The sequence below is a fragment of the Pantoea sp. DY-17 genome (genome assembly GCF_019795975.1).
Classification (GTDB): domain Bacteria; phylum Pseudomonadota; class Gammaproteobacteria; order Enterobacterales; family Enterobacteriaceae; genus Pantoea; species Pantoea leporis.
In genome coordinates this window covers 350,326-366,625 of the sequence record NZ_JAIMIG010000003.1, presented here as the reverse complement: position 1 = coordinate 366,625, position 16,300 = coordinate 350,326, and the positions used below count along the sequence as shown (strand labels likewise).

At 52.6% G+C, this 16,300-nt stretch carries 19 protein-coding genes; 8 read left to right on the top strand and 11 right to left on the bottom strand.

Going from position 1 to position 16,300, the window contains the following annotated elements; translation table 11 throughout:
• Window positions 1–636 precede the first annotated feature (636 nt).
• Both arcB and mtgA read left to right on the top strand, forming a co-directional pair.
• On the top strand, window positions 637–2,991 hold the full coding sequence (gene arcB / locus K5Y33_RS15895) for an aerobic respiration two-component sensor histidine kinase ArcB (protein WP_222234493.1): 2,355 nt from the start codon (window positions 637–639) through the stop codon (window positions 2,989–2,991).
• An 876-nt stretch (window positions 2,992–3,867) separates the two neighbouring features.
• Window positions 3,868–4,590 (top strand): monofunctional biosynthetic peptidoglycan transglycosylase, encoded by a 723-nt coding sequence (gene mtgA / locus K5Y33_RS15890; RefSeq protein WP_222234492.1) that lies wholly within the window; start codon window positions 3,868–3,870, stop codon window positions 4,588–4,590.
• A 5-nt stretch (window positions 4,591–4,595) separates the two neighbouring features.
• On the opposite strand, the gene npr is transcribed toward mtgA, so the two are convergent.
• The 11 genes from npr to K5Y33_RS15835 form a co-directional block, all read right to left on the bottom strand.
• Window positions 4,596–4,868, bottom strand: coding sequence for a PTS phosphocarrier protein NPr (npr, locus tag K5Y33_RS15885; protein WP_008104379.1), 273 nt, complete (start codon window positions 4,866–4,868; stop codon window positions 4,596–4,598).
• A complete protein-coding gene (gene rapZ, locus K5Y33_RS15880) occupies window positions 4,865–5,719 on the bottom strand; it encodes an RNase adapter RapZ (protein WP_101762285.1) in 855 nt (284 codons plus the stop codon). The genes npr and rapZ overlap by 4 nt, the downstream gene beginning before the upstream one ends.
• A gap of 52 nt (window positions 5,720–5,771) precedes the next feature.
• The gene (ptsN, locus tag K5Y33_RS15875) at window positions 5,772–6,254 is read right to left on the bottom strand and encodes a PTS IIA-like nitrogen regulatory protein PtsN (protein WP_176970221.1); all 483 of its coding nucleotides are present in this window, start codon (window positions 6,252–6,254) and stop codon (window positions 5,772–5,774) included.
• Between the two features lie 160 nt (window positions 6,255–6,414).
• Window positions 6,415–6,702, bottom strand: coding sequence for a ribosome hibernation promoting factor (gene hpf, locus K5Y33_RS15870; RefSeq protein ID WP_101762283.1), 288 nt, complete (start codon window positions 6,700–6,702; stop codon window positions 6,415–6,417).
• A gap of 21 nt (window positions 6,703–6,723) precedes the next feature.
• Complete coding sequence (rpoN, locus tag K5Y33_RS15865; RefSeq protein ID WP_101762282.1) at window positions 6,724–8,163, bottom strand: RNA polymerase factor sigma-54; 1,440 nt, start codon at window positions 8,161–8,163, stop codon at window positions 6,724–6,726.
• 48 nt (window positions 8,164–8,211) lie between these two features.
• Window positions 8,212–8,937 (bottom strand): LPS export ABC transporter ATP-binding protein, encoded by a 726-nt coding sequence (lptB, locus tag K5Y33_RS15860; protein ID WP_008104371.1) that lies wholly within the window; start codon window positions 8,935–8,937, stop codon window positions 8,212–8,214.
• Window positions 8,938–8,942: 5 nt separating this feature from the next.
• Window positions 8,943–9,497, bottom strand: a complete 555-nt coding sequence (lptA, locus tag K5Y33_RS15855; protein WP_036648348.1) for a lipopolysaccharide ABC transporter substrate-binding protein LptA — start codon at window positions 9,495–9,497, stop codon at window positions 8,943–8,945.
• The gene (lptC, locus tag K5Y33_RS15850) at window positions 9,472–10,044 is read right to left on the bottom strand and encodes an LPS export ABC transporter periplasmic protein LptC (protein ID WP_101762281.1); all 573 of its coding nucleotides are present in this window, start codon (window positions 10,042–10,044) and stop codon (window positions 9,472–9,474) included. The genes lptA and lptC overlap by 26 nt, the downstream gene beginning before the upstream one ends.
• On the bottom strand, window positions 10,041–10,607 hold the full coding sequence (kdsC, locus tag K5Y33_RS15845; protein WP_222185112.1) for a 3-deoxy-manno-octulosonate-8-phosphatase KdsC: 567 nt from the start codon (window positions 10,605–10,607) through the stop codon (window positions 10,041–10,043). Before kdsC ends, lptC begins: the two co-directional genes overlap by 4 nt.
• 12 nt (window positions 10,608–10,619) lie before the next feature.
• Window positions 10,620–11,600: an arabinose-5-phosphate isomerase KdsD gene (gene kdsD / locus K5Y33_RS15840; protein ID WP_110868082.1), complete on the bottom strand. Its 981-nt coding sequence runs from the start codon at window positions 11,598–11,600 to the stop codon at window positions 10,620–10,622.
• Between the two features lie 13 nt (window positions 11,601–11,613).
• Window positions 11,614–12,597 (bottom strand): calcium/sodium antiporter, encoded by a 984-nt coding sequence (locus tag K5Y33_RS15835; RefSeq protein ID WP_137385046.1) that lies wholly within the window; start codon window positions 12,595–12,597, stop codon window positions 11,614–11,616.
• Between the two features lie 227 nt (window positions 12,598–12,824).
• On the opposite strand from K5Y33_RS15835, the gene mlaF reads away from it, so the two are divergent.
• The 6 genes from mlaF to ibaG all read left to right on the top strand — a co-directional run bounded on the left by mlaF (window position 12,825) and on the right by ibaG (window position 16,299).
• On the top strand, window positions 12,825–13,640 hold the full coding sequence (gene mlaF / locus K5Y33_RS15830; protein ID WP_008104360.1) for a phospholipid ABC transporter ATP-binding protein MlaF: 816 nt from the start codon (window positions 12,825–12,827) through the stop codon (window positions 13,638–13,640).
• A 4-nt stretch (window positions 13,641–13,644) separates the two neighbouring features.
• Window positions 13,645–14,427 carry a lipid asymmetry maintenance ABC transporter permease subunit MlaE gene (gene mlaE, locus K5Y33_RS15825; protein WP_007886633.1) on the top strand — a complete coding sequence of 261 codons (783 nt, stop codon included), beginning with the start codon at window positions 13,645–13,647 and terminating at the stop codon, window positions 14,425–14,427.
• Window positions 14,428–14,431: 4 nt separating this feature from the next.
• On the top strand, window positions 14,432–14,968 hold the full coding sequence (gene mlaD, locus K5Y33_RS15820; RefSeq protein WP_101762277.1) for an outer membrane lipid asymmetry maintenance protein MlaD: 537 nt from the start codon (window positions 14,432–14,434) through the stop codon (window positions 14,966–14,968).
• A gap of 18 nt (window positions 14,969–14,986) precedes the next feature.
• Window positions 14,987–15,622: a phospholipid-binding protein MlaC gene (gene mlaC, locus K5Y33_RS15815; protein WP_101762276.1), complete on the top strand. Its 636-nt coding sequence runs from the start codon at window positions 14,987–14,989 to the stop codon at window positions 15,620–15,622.
• Window positions 15,622–15,927 (top strand): lipid asymmetry maintenance protein MlaB, encoded by a 306-nt coding sequence (gene mlaB, locus K5Y33_RS15810; RefSeq protein WP_101762275.1) that lies wholly within the window; start codon window positions 15,622–15,624, stop codon window positions 15,925–15,927. The genes mlaC and mlaB overlap by 1 nt, the downstream gene beginning before the upstream one ends.
• 114 nt (window positions 15,928–16,041) lie before the next feature.
• Window positions 16,042–16,299, top strand: coding sequence for a BolA family iron metabolism protein IbaG (gene ibaG / locus K5Y33_RS15805; protein ID WP_008104351.1), 258 nt, complete (start codon window positions 16,042–16,044; stop codon window positions 16,297–16,299).
• Window position 16,300: the final 1 nt, after the last annotated feature.

Sequence of the window (16,300 nt, the reverse complement as noted above, 5' to 3'; positions counted from 1 at the left end):
CTTCCAGTGGAATTCCAACTTATCGGGAAAGCGAACTCAGGTCAAATAGCCAGCTTTGATGCGGGTAATAGGCTTTCTTGTCACTTAATTAAATGATTAATAAGAATTTATTGCGTAAATTTATGTCAATATCCCGCTGCGCATTCCCCCAGGAAGTGTGAGCCGTCTCACTGTGACCCAGCCCTCTAATATCCAAACAATGCTGGCGGAAAGGCTTATAACAGCATTTAATGCTGTTAGGGGCAGTTGATACACAGCATGTATCTGTTTTTCTTATGGCGTCATATTTGAATCAAAATGGCGCTGGCATTAGTAAAATTAATCACGCAAAGCATGCGTAGAAAGTCATTTAAATTGAATGGGTATGCAATAAAGAGGTGCAACCATCAGGATGAATGGCTGCCAGGGTGCTGATTAGCACCAGATGTTGAGGAAAGGTCCGCAAAAGCGCGGCCCTCCAGATTATTCAGTTGGCAGAATTAGTCAAGCGCTTTGCGCATATAGAAGGGAACGTCGGCGAAATCACGCTGCGATGCACCATTACAGGGCATAACCTGCGCGATATGGCCGGGTGAAGCGGGGCAGCGCAGCGATAATTACGCTATCATGAGCCAGATTTCGTTCAGGGAGCTCGTAATGAAACAGATTCGTCTTTTAGCGCAGTACTACGTTGATTTGATGGTCAAACTCGGCCTGGTACGCTTTTCGCTGCTGTTAGCCTCAGCGCTGGTGGTGCTGGCGATGGTGGTACAGATGGCCGTCACCATGGTATTGCGTGGGCATGTGGAGAGCATCGACGTCGTCCGCTCCATCTTCTTCGGTCTGTTGATTACGCCCTGGGCCGTCTATTTCCTCTCAGTGGTGGTCGATCAGCTGGAAGAGTCGCGCCAGCGCCTGTCGAAACTGGTGGATAAGCTGGAAGAGATGCGTACGCGCGATCTCGAGCTGAACCAGCAGATGAAAGAGACCATCACCCAGCTTAATCAGGAAATTAACGACCGTATTAAAGCCGAGCAGGCGCGCGAGCAGGTGATGGATAAGCTGCGCGAAGAGATGGCACGACGCGAGCAGGCGCAAATTGAGCTGGAACAGCAATCCTCCTTCCTGCGCTCCTTCCTTGATGCGTCACCGGATTTGGTGTTCTACCGCAACATTGATAAGCAGTTCTCCGGCTGTAATCGCGCCATGGAACTGCTAACCGGCATGAGTGAAAAGCAGCTGATTGGCCTGACACCACGCGATATCTACGATGACGAAGCCGCCACCAAAGTGCTGGAAACCGATGAGAAGGTGTTCCGCCACAATGTGTCGCTAACCTACGAACAGTGGCTGCAATATCCCGACGGGCGCAAAGCCTGTTTCGAAATCCGTAAAGTGCCCTATTACGACCGTGTCGGAAAACGCAGTGGCCTGATGGGCTTTGGCCGCGACATTACCGAGCGTAAGCGCTATCAGGACGCGCTGGAGAACGCCAGCCGTGAGAAGACTACTTTTATTTCGACTATCAGCCATGAGCTGCGTACGCCGCTGAATGGCATCGTCGGGCTGAGCCGCATCCTGCTGGATACCGATCTCAATCAGGAGCAGCTGAAGTACCTCAAAACCATCCACGTGTCGGCCATCACGCTGGGCAACATCTTCAATGATGTAATTGAAGTGGACAAAATCGAACGCCGCAAAGTGCAGCTGGATAATCAGCCGCTGGATTTCACCGGTTTCCTCGCCGATCTGGAAAACCTCTCCGGTCTGCTGGCGCAGCCAAAAGGGCTGAAATTTGTCATGGCGCCAGAGCTGCCGCTGCCCCATAAAATTTCGGCGGATGGCACGCGCCTGCGTCAGATTCTGTGGAACCTGATCGGCAATGCCGTGAAATTTACTCAGCAGGGCGAGATTGTGGTGCGCGTTGCCTATCGTCAGGATGAAACGCTGCACTTTGAAGTACAGGATTCTGGCATGGGCATTCCGCAGGAAGAGCAGGATAAGATCTTCGCCATGTATTACCAGGTGAAAGATCAGCACGGCGGCAAGCCGGCGACGGGCACCGGCATCGGTTTAGCGGTCTCGCGTCGTTTAGCCCAGGCGATGGGCGGCGATATCAGCGTGAGTAGCGTCGCGGGGCAGGGTTCCTGCTTCACCGTAGAGATCAACGCGCCACGCGTCGCTGAGGAAGTGGAAGACGACAATCTGGATGACAGTATGCCGTTGCCGGCGCTGCACGTGTTGCTGGTGGAAGATATTGAACTCAACGTCATCGTTGCGCGCTCGGTACTGGAGAAGCTGGGTTGCAGCGTCGAAGTCGCGATGACCGGTACGGATGCGCTGGCGATGTTTGATCCGCAGGAGTTCGATCTGGTGCTGCTCGATATTCAGCTTCCGGATATGACGGGCCTCGACGTGTCACGTGCCATCCATCAGCGTTACGCAGATGTGGCCCTGCCGCCGCTGGTGGCATTGACCGCCAATGTGCTGAAAGACAAAAAAGAGTATCTCGATGCCGGCATGGATGATGTGTTGAGCAAACCGCTTGCTGTGCCAGCGCTTACGGCGGTGATCAAGAAGTTCTGGGATTATCAGCCGGAGCTGGAAGAGATCGCCACCGAATCATCAGACGCGCAGTCGCGCACGCTGCTAGATGTGGCGATGCTGGAGCAATACCTTGAACTGGTTGGCCCTGGATTGATTACCCAAAGCCTGACCATGTTTGAGCAGATGATGCCGGGCTATCTCGAGGTGCTGGATTCCAACATGATGGCGCGCGATCAAAAAGGCATTGCTGAAGAAGGGCACAAGATCAAAGGTGCGGCAGGTTCGGTTGGCTTACTGCATATACAGCAGTTGGCGAAGCAGATTCAGTCGCCGGAATTGCCAGCGTGGTGGGACAACGTGCAAGAGTGGGTCGATGAGTTAAAACAAGAGTGGCTGAAAGACGTGAACGTGTTACGTGAATGGGTAGCGGAGCGGGAAAAATTACAGGACGTTAGAAAAAAATGACCCCAGTCGAAACTGGGGTGCGCGAATACTGCGCCAACACCAGGGAAATGGGCACTGCTGCTATTATTAGAAATCGAATAAGAAAGCAGCAGTTCGGTATTGGTTAACGCTTCCAAATCACCTTAACAAATTCGCCAATGCTTGCGACAAGATTCATTAAATTGTGTGATGTTGAGCAGCGATTAAATACAGAAAACATTAATTTGCTGACACAGTCAAGCAAGGAATTAATTTCTTTGCCATATTGCACCTTTTTTGACCAATTGTTCTGCTTTTTGCCTGGTTTTGCTTCAGTCGTTAGCAGGAAAAGCCCGACACGAGCATGGAAAATGTGATTCTGACAAAAAATTGAAGTTAAGTTAGATTAACATGCTGATATTGATGAATAAAGTAAGGTTTTCTGACGGCTTATCCAAAACGTTTTGGAAACCTTAAACGGAAAGTTCCAGTTTATAGTTTATTGAATGATGTAAACCAATTGTGCGGTAAATCGCTTTACCATCATTGAGGCCCAATGCAGGCAGGATCATACAGATTTGGTCGCATTTTTCAGATTGGTCTCTGTAATCAATGGACAAGTTCGAACATCATAAAAAATTATAGTTAAGCTTCATGAAAGCTTTTGCGTGAGCGATATCACATTCAGTTAAGTGTTCATGCACGCAGCGCCTGGTGCATTTAACATCATGGAACCGATTCCTTTTTGGCGGAAGTGCTTGATGTGATTGGCTCTAATAGAGGAACGTTGATTGCGCAGGCAACAATTTCACTGACGTTTTTGCCAATCAGAGGATAAAATTTAGTGGTTAATCGTTGGTATTAGCTATTGTGACTTGGGTGATTGATTAATACAGGGAACAGGTAAGAGAAAATTGCATGAGCAAGAGTAAAGGGACGCTGGGAAAACGTATTAAAGTACTGATTGCTAAAGTGCTGCTGGCCTGGCTCGGCATCTGGTTAGCGGGCATTCTGCTGTTTGCTTTTTTACCGGTACCGTTCTCGGCGGTAATGGTGGAGCGGCAAATCGGTGCCTGGTTTACAGGGCGTTTTGATTATGTGGCGCACTCGGATTGGGTCGGCATGGATGAGATCTCGCCGTGGATGGCTTTAGCGGTTATCACTTCTGAAGATCAAAAGTTTCCCGAGCATTGGGGCTTTGATGTTGATGCCATTCAATCAGTGCTGGATAACGATGGGAATGAACGCATGCGCGGAGCTTCAACCTTGTCTCAGCAGACGGCGAAAAACCTGTTTCTATGGGATGGCCGCAGCTGGGTGCGTAAAGGGCTGGAAGCAGGACTCACGGTGGGAATCGAAACCGTGTGGACTAAGCGGCGCATCCTGACGGTTTATCTCAATATTGCAGAATTTGGCGATGGCGTATTTGGCGTGGAAGAGGCCTCACAGCGCTATTTCCATAAACCCGCCAGCCGCCTGACGATGTCTGAAGCCGCATTACTGGCGGCGGTTCTGCCCAATCCGATCCGCTTCCGTGCCGATGCGCCTTCAGGCTACACGCGACAGCGTCAGCAGTGGATTATGCGGCAGATGCGCCAGTTAGGCGGCGAGGGTTTCCTGAATCGCTACAAGCTGCATTGAAAGGCTTAATCTTCGTCAAAGCCCGCTTCAAACAGTTCGATAACCGCTGCCAGCGCCTGCTCTTCCTGCGGGCCGCTGGCTTCGATTTCAATATGACCGCCTTTCGCTGAGTCGAGCATCAGCAACGCAATCACGCTGCTGGCTTCCGCTTCGGTGCCCGATTCGTTACGCAGCAACACTTCAGCATCAAAACTCTGCACCAGCTCGAACAGCTTCATCGCTGGGCGCGCGTGCATGCCCAGCTTGTTACGAATTTCAACGGTTTGCTTCACGGTCATGATTTGCGTTTTTCCAGAGTGCGATGACGAGACTGCACGTTTTTACCGCGTGAACGGAAATAATCCGCCAGTTGTTCCGCGATATACACCGAACGATGCTTACCGCCGGTACAGCCAATGGCGACGGTGAGATAGCTACGGTTATTGGTTTCCAGCATCGGCAGCCACAGTTCCAGATAGCTGCGCGTTTGATAGATAAAGTTGTGCACTTCGGTGTGACGATCGAGGAAGGCGGCCACCGGACGATCCAGGCCGGTCATCGGACGCAGCTTAGGATCCCAGTGCGGGTTTGGCAGGAAGCGCACATCGAAGACATAATCGGCGTCGATCGGAATGCCGTGTTTGAAGCCGAATGACTCAAACACCATGGTCAGTTCACGCTCACGCTTGCCTAACAGGCGGGTACGCAGCATCTCCGCCAGCTCATGAACCGACATCTCAGAGGTATCGATAATCAGATCGGCGCGTGAGCGCAGTGGCTCCAGCAGATCGTTCTCTTCATCGATAGCACTCTCCAGCGACAAGTTTTTGCTGGAGAGCGGATGCAGGCGACGCGTATCGCTGTAGCGGCGAATCAACGTGTTGCGATCGGTATCAAGAAACAGCAGCTGCGGCGAAAAGGCATCGGGCAGATTGTTGAGCGCCGCTTCAAAGACTTCCGGTGATTCCGGCATGTTACGCACATCAATGCTGACTGCCGCAGAAATATTGCGTTCGGTTAAGGTATTCGCCAGCTCCGGTAGCAGGACTACCGGCAAGTTGTCGACACAGTAAAAGCCCATATCTTCGAGGGCACGCAGCGCGACTGATTTTCCTGAGCCTGACCGACCGCTAACGATCATCAGCACCATCACATTTCTCCCGTTTTAAACCGGCGAATACGCCGGTAAAAGTGTTTCTCGCTTAAGAGTGTGCTTCCTGAGCTTCTGTGATAATGGCGTAGAGCTCTTGGTCGCTCTGTGCCGCGCGCAAACGACGACAGACGGTTTTATCTGCGAGGCGTTTGGCAACCAGCGAAAGCGTGTGTAAGTGGGTTTTACACTGGTCCGCGGGTACCAGCAGGGCAAACAGCAGGTCAACCGGCTGATTATCTACCGCATCAAAAGCGATAGGCTGATCGAGGCTAATAAACACGCCGACAGCGCGTAAGGTGTCCTCTTCCAGCTTGCCATGTGGAATGGCGATGCCGTTACCAATACCGGTACTGCCCATGCGTTCGCGGGTCAGGATGGCTTCGAAAAGCGTCTGGTGCGGCAGATTGAGCTGCTTCGCTGCCAGCTCGCTGATAATCTCCAGCGCGCGTTTTTTACTCTGGCAGTGTACGCCGCTACGGGTACAGTCCAGTGATAGGACCGAGCTCAATTCCAGTGTTAGATCGTTGTTCATCATCGTTTCACTTGCGAGTTCACATAGCCGCGAGTTTCAGGCAATTGATTTCATTACCGTTCACCCGCTGGCGCTTGCGCAGATGACAAAACGGGGCGGTAAGTTCCGCCCCATTTATGCTCTAAGTGCCGAATCAGTCAGCACTCTGCAAGCGTGAAGGTTAGTGTTTTTTCAGTTTGTCTTTGTGTTTGGTCAGCTGACGGGAAAGTTTATCGATTAACCCGTCGATGGCCGCGTACATGTCTTCCGCTTCCGATGTGGCGTGCAGCTCTCCGCCGTTAACGTGCAGTGTTGCATCCGCAACCTGCGTCACCTTCTCTACCTTCAGAACAATATAAACCTGATTGATACGATCAAAATAGTGTTCCAGTTTGGCAAATTTGGTATTTACAAATTCACGCAGAGGTTCGGTAATTTCAACATTAAGTCCGGTAAGGTTTAGCTGCATAGGTCTTCCTTCTTCGTTCGGTCAAACCAATTGCTTGCGCTGGTTTGATGGCGGTATAGATAAAGACTCGCGATATTTAGCAACCGTACGTCGCGCAACCATGATGCCCTGTTCGGATAACATGGAGGTCAGTTTGCTGTCGCTCAAGGGTTTTGCGGGGTTTTCCGCCGAGATTAATTTTTTCACTAATGCACGAATCGCCGTGGAAGAGGCTTCGCCGCCGCCTTCGGTGTTGACGTGACTGGAGAAAAAATACTTCAGTTCAAAGATGCCACGCGGGCTGTGTAAATACTTTTGCGTGGTCACGCGGGAAATGGTGGATTCATGCATATCAACAGCTTGAGCGATATCCGCCAACACCATCGGACGCATGTACTCCTCACCCTGCTCAAAAAACGCCTGCTGCTGTTCAACGATACAGCGTGTCACTTTCAGCAGCGTGTCGTTGCGGCTCTCCAGGCTCTTAATCAGCCACTTGGCTTCCTGTAAGTTGCTGCGAATAAACTGGTTATCGCTTTCATTACGGCCAGCTCCGCCCATCGCCGCGTACTGCTGATTGATTTTCAGGCGCGGCATGCTGTCGGAATTGAGTTCAACCGTCCAGCGCTTGCTGATTTTGCGCACCAGAACATCGGGAATGACATATTCCGGTTCGCTGGTGTTAATTGACTGGCCTGGGCGCGGATCGAGTGACTGAATCAGCAGCATCGCCTCTTTCAGCACTTCTTCCTTCAGACGGGTTACGCGCATTAGGCTGCGGAAATCATGGTTGGCCAGCAGATCGAGATGTTCGCTAACAATCAGGCGTGCTTCCGCCAGCATGGGCGTGTCGGCAGCATATTGCGACAGCTGGACTAACAGGCAATCACGCAAATCACGTGCACCGACGCCAATCGGATCGAAACGCTGCACGCGCTTGAGCACGGCTTCGACTTCTTCCAGCGCCAGCTCTTCATCACCAATACTGTCATAAATGTCTTGTAAGCTGACGGTGAGATAGCCGGTGTCATCAATGGCATCAACAATTGACGTGGCAATCGCGCGATCGGTATCAGTGAACGGCGTTAACTCAACCTGCCACATCAGGTAATCCTGCAGCGATTGGGTGGTTTCGCCTTGGTAGATCGGCAGTTCGTCATCCTGGTAATCGGTGCCGGTGCCTGACGGTGTGCCTGCGGTGTAGATTTCGTCCCAGGTAGCGTCGAGCGGAAGCTCTTCAGGCATATCTTTCTGTTCAAGCGCTTCGCGCGTGTCTAACGAATCACTTTCCTGATCCTGAAATTCACGTGCGTCAACTTCTTCGTGCAGTTCGGTTTGTTCAAGCAGCGGATTGCTTTCCAGCGCCAGTTGCAGTTCTTGCTGGAGTTCAAGCGTAGAGAGTTGCAGCAAGCGAATGGCTTGCTGCAACTGTGGAGTCATCGCCAGCTGTTGGCTGAGCCTGAGTTGCAAACCTTGCTTCATAATTCGGTAAGAATTTCCTAAGCAAACGTAGGGTGTTACAACACCTTATCAGAGTCTGAACTCTTCGCCCAAATAAACACGCTTAACCTGCTCATCTACAAGAATTTCATCAGGCGTGCCATGGGCAATTAAATGTCCCTGGCTGACGATATAAGCGCGTTCACACACCGCGAGGGTTTCACGCACGTTGTGGTCGGTAATCAGCACGCCAAGACCGCTGTCACGCAGATGCTCGATGATTTTCTTGATGTCGATAACCGAGATCGGGTCAACACCGGCAAAAGGCTCATCCAGCAGGATGAATTTCGGATTAGCCGCCAGCGCGCGGGCAATTTCCACACGACGGCGTTCACCACCCGACAGCGCCTGGCCCATGCTGTCGCGCAGATGGCCAATATGGAACTCTTCCATCAGCTCGTTGGCCCGATCCTGACGCTGTTCTTCGGTTAAATCATCACGGATCTGCAGCACAGCCATCAGGTTGTCGTACACGCTCAGGCGACGGAAGATCGAAGCTTCCTGCGGCAGATAGCCGATGCCGCGACGGGCGCGCGCATGCAGCGGCAGAATGCTGATGTCTTCATCATCAATCACGATGCGGCCGGCATCGCGCGGCACAATGCCCACCACCATGTAGAAGGTGGTGGTTTTACCGGCACCGTTTGGGCCCAGCAGGCCGACAATCTCGCCGGATTTTACCTGCAGGCTAACATCTTCCACCACGCGGCGGCCTTTGTAGGCTTTCGCCAGGTTTTCAGCGATTAGTGTAGCCATAGCAATCAGTTACTCTTTTTAGGGCTCGCGGACGAACCGTTTTTGTCCTGCAGCTGCGACGGTACCAGAACGGTAGTCACGCGCTTGCTGTCGCCCTGGCTGAACGCCTGCATTTTCTGCTCTTTCACCAGGTAAGTGATGCGGTCACCTTTGATGTTGCTGTCCTGCTGCTGAATGAAGGCATTGCCGGTCAGCTCAACAAAATCGTTCGCCAATTCATAGTGCAGTTTACTGGCGTGGCCTTGCACCGGCTTGCCGTTATCCTGCATCTGATAGAAGGTGGCTGGCGTGCCGTAAGCATCAACGATGGTTTTTTTGCTATCGCCGCCCGGACGAGTGACCACCACTTTATCGGCGGTAATCTTGATGGAACCCTGCGTCACAATTACGTTGCCGGTAAAGGTCGCAACGTTGCCCTGCAGATCCAGCGCCTGGTTAACGGAGTCGATATTTACCGGCTTGTCTGAGTCGCCGGTTAATGCCAGCGCAGGCAGGCTCGTTGCCAGCAGCGTACTCACCAGCAATAACTTAAGGCTATTTTTGTTCATTTTGAATTTCATAGGAAGTTTTGACCTTTTCAAGCAGCTCAGCATGTTTCGTCCGTAAATTGCCGCGCATTTTCATGCCAGTGGAATTAAAACTGCGGCCAAAAAGGGTGACTTGATCGTCAGATGTCACATCCTGGGTGACCAAATTAACCTGAGCGTTATCGGTGAGGATGCGCTCAAGCTGTGAATCCTGAGTCAAAGAATTGACAACAACGTTGCCGTAAAGATAAAGCATACGATCTTTGGTCAGCTTTGCCTTATCGGCGCGCACCGACCATGTCGCCACTTTATTTACGTCATAGGTGGTCATCACCGGATTATCGAACCAACTTATCTCATCGGCAGCAAAGTAGGTCACTTTATCGGAGACCAGCTTATAGCCCAGCGCGCCTGTGGGGTTATACACCACCGTGTTCGATTTCTCGCTGGTGTAGGTTGGCGCTTGATCGTTGGTTGCCACCGGCGTTCTGTCGTCATCCTGGTTGGTGAGATTCCAGCCGATCAGCACTAAGGCGATCAAGGCCAGGATCAGCGTCATCCAACGCCTGCTCTTACTCATATTGATTGCCCTTTGGCATCCTCAAATTTGTTCTGCGCCATCAAAATCAGATCGCACAACTCACGTACCGCGCCGCGACCACCGGCAATGCGGGTCACATAATGCGCGCGCGGCAGTAAAATCGGGTGAGCATCAGCAACGGCAACGCCCAACCCCGCCTGCGCCATTACCGGCCAGTCGATCAGGTCATCGCCAATGTAGGCGACCTGATCGGCCGTTAATGACAGTTTATCCAGGAGTTCCCGCCAGGCCAAAAGCTTATCCGATTGTCCCTGGTAAAGATGCGTAATGCCGAGCGTCTTACAGCGATCTTCCAGCAGTTTTGCTTTGCGGCCGGTAATAATAGCCACTTCGACGCCGGAGGTCAGCAGGCAACGCACGCCATAACCATCACGCACGTTAAAAGCTTTCAGCTCTTCACCACTGTTGCCCATATAAATGACGCCATCGGACATCACGCCATCAACGTCACAAATCAGCAGGCGAATCTTCGCAGCACGCGCCATGACGTCCGCGCTCACCGGACCGTAGCAAGTCTCGACCATCGCCGTTTCAGCACTCATTATTTCTTCCTGTTAGACCACGCCAGCGCGCAGCATGTCATGCATATGTACCACACCCAGCAGGCGATCGTCATCGGCCACCAGCAGGGCGGTGATGTTTTTGTTTTGCATCAAATTAAGGGCGTCAACGGCCAGCATATTGGGGCGCACGCGAATGCCGCCGCTGGTCATCACTTCCTGAATGGTGGCTTTCTGGAAATCGATGCCCATATCGAACACGCGACGCAAGTCACCATCGGTAAAGATGCCTTCGATTTTCATTAGGTCATCGACGATCACCGTCAAACCGAGATTCTTACGGGTAATTTCCAGCAGCGCATCCCGCATCGACGCATCACGGCTAACGTGAGGAATTTCATCGCCGCTGTGCATGATATCGCTGACGTGCAGCAGCAGTTTGCGGCCCAGCGCACCGCCGGGATGCGACAGCGCAAAATCTTCCTGGGTAAATCCGCGCGCTTCCAATAACGCCACGGCCAGCGCATCGCCCATCACTAAAGTCGCGGTGGTGCTGGTGGTTGGTGCCAGGCCGAGCGGACAAGCTTCCTGCGGCACTTTCACGCACAGATGCACATCTGCAGCGCGGCCCATCGCGCTCTCAGGACGGCCGGTGATACAAATCAGCTGCACTTTCTGGCGCTTTAACACCGGCACCAACGCAAGGATTTCTCCGGATTCACCGCTGTTAGAAATCGCGATCACCACATCATTGGTGCTGACCATGCCGAGATCGCCGTGGCTGGCTTCGCCGGGATGCACAAAGAACGAAGGTGTACCGGTGCTGGCAAAAGTCGCGGCCATTTTTTTACCGATATGCCCGGATTTGCCCATGCCCATCACCACCACTTTGCCGCGGCAGGCAAAGATCATCGCGCAGGCGCGATCGAAATCATCATTGATATATTGATCAAGCTGCTCCAGCCCTTCGCGTTCGATGCGCAGCACCGCTTTGCCTGCTTGCTGAAAATCGAAATCCGGTTGCTGATGTGACATGGTCAGTCCGTCCTTAATAGCTTGTGATAAGCATGGGGCTCAGCCATAGCCACAGCACCCACGCGATAAAACCACCTAATAATAGTGTGCCTGCGATACGACCAATACGGCGTTTGCGCAGCAGGCAGAGCAGGGCGAACAGTACGCTCACTGCCAGCATCACCCAGTAATCACGTGCGAAGGCATGCGCATCAACGCTGCCGGGATGAATCAGCGCCGGCAGGCCGAGAACAATCGCCAGATTGAAAATATTGGCGCCGATCAGGTTACCGATCGCGATATCGTCCTCACCTTTCAGCGCGCCAGCCACCACGGTGGCCAGTTCGGGCAAACTGGTGCCGACGGCGATCAGCGTCAGGCCCATCACCAGTTCGCTCACACCAAAGTAGTCGGCAAAGACGGTGGCGTTGTCGATCACCATACGCGTCGACATCGGTAAAATAATCAGTGCAACCGCCAGCCACAGAAAGGCCACGGTGTTGCCGGCCTCATCGCGCGGCAGCTCCGCCAGCTGTTCGCGGGTTAGCGTGTCGTTATTATCGCGTTCAGCACGGCGAGCAATGCGAATTACCACCAGCAGATAACCCAATGCAATCAGCAGTAACGCGATGCCGTCGAGTCGACTTAAATAGTTATCAAACAGCATGATGCCGCAGAGCAGTGAGACTAACAGCATTAATGGCAATTCGCGCCGAATCAGATTGGAGTGTACTGTCAATGGGTGGAGCAGTGCCGCGCCGCCCAGAATTAATAGAATATTGGTGATGTTCGAGCCCAACGCGGTGCCAACCGCTAAATCCATCTGCCCATGCTGTGCGGCCGAAAACGAGACGATCAATTCCGGTAATGATGTGCCAATGCTTACCACCGTCATACCAATGATCAGCGGTGGGATGCCAAAGGATCGACAGAGGATCGCGGCGCTAAATACCAAACGGTCGGCACCGTAAACCAGTAAAATCAATCCGATAAACAGCAAGGCAGAGGCTACGAACATTAAAAATCCTTGATGGATGGAGGTGTCGGCGAACCTTGTCCGACGGGTAAAAACATTCTGCACGCACTAACAGGCGCTGATTTTGACTGTCTGAGAGGCAAAAGTAAATTTTAAGGCCGTTTTCGCCACACTAAGTGGGTAAGTTTCTGTAAAACTATCGTGCATTCGAGGCTACCAGGCTACCATCCACAGCTTTGATAGCGCCCGATCCGCATAAAGAGGTAAAGATGATCCAGCAGCAAACGAATCTGGTTGAGGTTCGTGGCGTCAGTTTCACGCGCGGAGATCGTACTATCTTCGACGACATCTCGTTAACGGTACCTGCCGGTAAAGTCACCGCGATTATGGGCCCGTCTGGAATTGGCAAAACCACATTATTGCGTCTGATCGGTGGGCAATTACAGCCCGATAAAGGCGAGATTTGGTTCCGCGATCAAAATATCCCGACGCTTTCCCGCACCAAATTGTACGAAGCGCGTAAAAAAATGAGCATGCTGTTTCAGTCCGGCGCGCTGTTTACCGATCTCAACGTGTATGAAAACGTTGCCTGGCCGTTGCGTGAACATACGCAGCTGCCGCCAGAGCTGTTGCACAGCACCGTATTGATGAAGCTGGAAGCGGTGGGTTTGCGTGGAGCCGCTAAACTAATGCCTGCCGAACTTTCTGGCGGTATGGCCCGCCGTGCGGCGCTGGCGCGCGCTATCGCGCTGGAACCCGAACTGATCATGTTCGATGAGCCTTTTGTCGGCCAGGATCCGATTACCATGGGCGTGCTGGTGAAGTTAATTGACGAACTGAATCATGCCCTGGGCCTGACCTGCATCGTGGTTTCACACGATGTGCCTGAGGTCTTGAGCATTGCCGATCATGCCTATATTGTTGCCGGACAAAAAATCATTGCTCAGGGTAGCGCGCCGGAACTGCGGGAAAATCCCGATCCGCGTGTGCGCCAGTTTATCGAGGGTCATGCGGATGGTCCGGTGCCTTTCCGCTTTGCCGCTGGCGATTATCTCAGCGACTTGACCCGCTCAGGGAGAACGTAAACTGATGTTGTTACAGGCGCTAGCGTCATTTGGACGTCAGGGAATCAATACCTGTGCCGCTTTTGGCCGCGCAGGCCTCATGTTATTTCATGCGTTAGTCGGTAAGCCGGCGTTTCGTCGCCATGCGCCGCTGCTGGTGAAACAGCTGTATAGCGTGGGCGTGTTATCGTTACTGATCATCGTGGTATCTGGCTTGTTTATTGGCATGGTGCTGGGGCTGCAAGGCTATCTGGTGCTCACCACTTACAATGCGGAAACCAGCCTTGGCATGCTGGTGGCGCTCTCGCTGCTGCGTGAGCTCGGTCCGGTCGTCACGGCGTTGCTGTTTGCAGGCCGTGCGGGTTCAGCGTTAACCGCTGAAATCGGGCTGATGAAAGCCACCGAACAGCTCTCCAGCATGGAGATGATGGCCGTCGATCCGCTACGTCGCGTGGTATCACCGCGTTTCTGGGCCGGATTTATCAGCATGCCGTTGCTGGCGTTGATCTTTACCGCCGTTGGTATTGCCGGTGGCGCGCTGGTTGGCGTGAGCTGGAAAGGGATCGATCCCGGTTTCTTCTGGTCGGCGATGCAGAACGCGGTAGATTTCCGCACTGATGTCGTTAACTGCATGATCAAAAGCGCAGTCTTTGCCGTCACGGTAACCTGGATTGCGCTCTTTAATGGCTATGATGCCATCCCGACCTCGGAAGGGATCAGTCGTGCGACAACGCGTACCGTGGTGCATGCTTCACTGGCGGTACTCGGTTTGGATTTTGTGCTGACAGCACTGATGTTTGGGAATTGATGCAATGCAAAGCAAGAAAAACGAAATCTGGGTTGGCGTCTTCATGCTGGCTGCGCTGCTGGCGCTGTTATTCCTCGGCCTGCGCGTTGCCGATCTCAAAACTATCGGCACCGAACCAACGTGGAAGATGTATGCCACCTTCGATAATATCGGCGGACTGAAAGTCAGTTCTCCGGTGAAAATTGGCGGCGTGTTGATTGGCCGGGTGTCAGATATTGCGCTGGATGAGAAAACCCTCTCACCGCGTGTGACCATGGATATTAGCGATAAATACGCTAATAAGATTCCCGACACCAGCTCATTAGCCATCCGCACTCAAGGCCTGCTCGGTGAGCAGTTCCTGGCGCTGAATTTAGGTTTTGACGATCCCGAGCTTGGCTCTTCTATGCTGAAAGATGGCGGCACGCTGCGTGACACCAAGTCGGCGCTGGTACTGGAAGACCTGATCGGTCAATTCCTCTATAAAAGCGGCGATAACAAATCTGACGATAAATCACAGGGTGCGCAGAGTGCACCGGCAGCACCTGCAACAACGGAATAACCTACGAGGTAAAACATGATGTTTAAACGTTTACTGATGATTGCCCTGTTGGCAATCGCACCGCTGGCAGCCAACGCCGCAGCGGATCAAACTAATCCTTACAAGCTGATGAACGAAGCGGCGGAAAAGACCTTCACCCGCCTGAAAAACGAACAGCCGAAGATTAAGCAGGATCCGAACTATCTACGCGAAGTGGTACGTCAGGAACTGATGCCGTACGTACAGATAAAATATGCCGGTGCGTTGGTTCTTGGTCGCTATTATCGCGATGCGACACCGGCGCAACGTGATGCCTACTTTGCCGCGTTCGGTGATTATCTGGCACAGGCTTACGGCCAGGCGCTGGCGCTGTACAACGGTCAAACCTACCAGATTCAGCCGGAGCAGCCGATTGGCGATGCCAATATCGTGGCGATTCGCGTCACCATCATCGATCCTAATGGGCGTCCGCCTGTGCGTCTCGATTTCCAGTGGCGTAAGAACAGCCAAACTGGCAACTGGCAGGCGTATGATATGGTGGCCGAGGGCATCAGCATGATCACCACGAAACAGAATGAGTGGGGCGATCTGCTGCGTACCAAAGGCATTGATGGCTTGACGGCTCAGCTGAAAACCTATGCCGCACAGCCGATCACCCTGGATAAAAAGCAATAATGAGTGAACCGTTAAGCTGGCAGCGCACTGCCAGCACGCTGGCCTTAAGCGGCAAATTAGATCGTGATACTTTGCTGACCTTGTGGCAGGAACGTGACACTGCGGTGGCTGATATCACCACCATTGATGTCGCCGGGCTGGAAAGGGTGGATTCAGCGGGTTTAGCGCTATTGGTGCATCTACGTGAAATTGCGCGTGCTCAAGGCAGCGCACCACTTTTCTCTGGGATCTCCGATAAACTCCAGTCACTGATCACGCTGTATAACCTGCAGCAGATTATTGTTTCTGCGGAAAAAATCGCCTGATCAAATGATGTCGATGCTAAGCCCCTGATTTTTTCAGGGGCTTTTGCGTATTTAAGAGTCAGACGCTTTCCTCTAAGATGTCTGCCTTATTATTATTAAGCGAAGTAACGAGCGATGGAAAATAGTGAAGTTCAGGCCGTGCTGATGCAGGCGCTGGCATTAGAAGAAGTACACGTACTCAGCAACGATGGCAGCCATTTTCAGGTCATCGCGGTGGGCGAAATGTTCGGCGAACTGAGCCGCGTGAAGAAGCAGCAGGCTGTGTACGCGCCGCTGATGGAATATATTGCGGATAACCGTATTCATGCGGTTTCCATCAAAACTTATACCCCAGCCGAGTGGGCGCGCGACCGTAAACTCAACGGTTTCTAAG

Bases quoted from the DNA above. Each gene is read 5' to 3' on its own strand.
- rpoN (WP_101762282.1), bottom strand. From the start codon at position 8,163: ATGAAGCAAGGTTTGCAACTCAGGCTCAGCCAACAGCTGGCGATGACT.
- lptA (WP_036648348.1), bottom strand. From the start codon at position 9,497: ATGAAATTCAAAATGAACAAAAATAGCCTTAAGTTATTGCTGGTGAGT.
- mlaC (WP_101762276.1), top strand. From the start codon at position 14,987: ATGTTTAAACGTTTACTGATGATTGCCCTGTTGGCAATCGCACCGCTG.
- kdsC (WP_222185112.1), bottom strand. From the start codon at position 10,607: ATGAGTGCTGAAACGGCGATGGTCGAGACTTGCTACGGTCCGGTGAGC.
- K5Y33_RS15835 (WP_137385046.1), bottom strand. From the start codon at position 12,597: ATGTTCGTAGCCTCTGCCTTGCTGTTTATCGGATTGATTTTACTGGTT.
- rapZ (WP_101762285.1), bottom strand. From the start codon at position 5,719: ATGGTGCTGATGATCGTTAGCGGTCGGTCAGGCTCAGGAAAATCAGTC.
- lptB (WP_008104371.1), bottom strand. From the start codon at position 8,937: ATGGCTACACTAATCGCTGAAAACCTGGCGAAAGCCTACAAAGGCCGC.
- mlaB (WP_101762275.1), top strand. From the start codon at position 15,622: ATGAGTGAACCGTTAAGCTGGCAGCGCACTGCCAGCACGCTGGCCTTA.
- ptsN (WP_176970221.1), bottom strand. From the start codon at position 6,254: ATGAACAACGATCTAACACTGGAATTGAGCTCGGTCCTATCACTGGAC.
- mlaE (WP_007886633.1), top strand. From the start codon at position 13,645: ATGTTGTTACAGGCGCTAGCGTCATTTGGACGTCAGGGAATCAATACC.
- lptC (WP_101762281.1), bottom strand. From the start codon at position 10,044: ATGAGTAAGAGCAGGCGTTGGATGACGCTGATCCTGGCCTTGATCGCC.
- kdsD (WP_110868082.1), bottom strand. From the start codon at position 11,600: ATGTCACATCAGCAACCGGATTTCGATTTTCAGCAAGCAGGCAAAGCG.
- ibaG (WP_008104351.1), top strand. From the start codon at position 16,042: ATGGAAAATAGTGAAGTTCAGGCCGTGCTGATGCAGGCGCTGGCATTA.
- mlaF (WP_008104360.1), top strand. From the start codon at position 12,825: ATGATCCAGCAGCAAACGAATCTGGTTGAGGTTCGTGGCGTCAGTTTC.
- arcB (WP_222234493.1), top strand. From the start codon at position 637: ATGAAACAGATTCGTCTTTTAGCGCAGTACTACGTTGATTTGATGGTC.
- hpf (WP_101762283.1), bottom strand. From the start codon at position 6,702: ATGCAGCTAAACCTTACCGGACTTAATGTTGAAATTACCGAACCTCTG.
- mtgA (WP_222234492.1), top strand. From the start codon at position 3,868: ATGAGCAAGAGTAAAGGGACGCTGGGAAAACGTATTAAAGTACTGATT.
- mlaD (WP_101762277.1), top strand. From the start codon at position 14,432: ATGCAAAGCAAGAAAAACGAAATCTGGGTTGGCGTCTTCATGCTGGCT.
- npr (WP_008104379.1), bottom strand. From the start codon at position 4,868: ATGACCGTGAAGCAAACCGTTGAAATTCGTAACAAGCTGGGCATGCAC.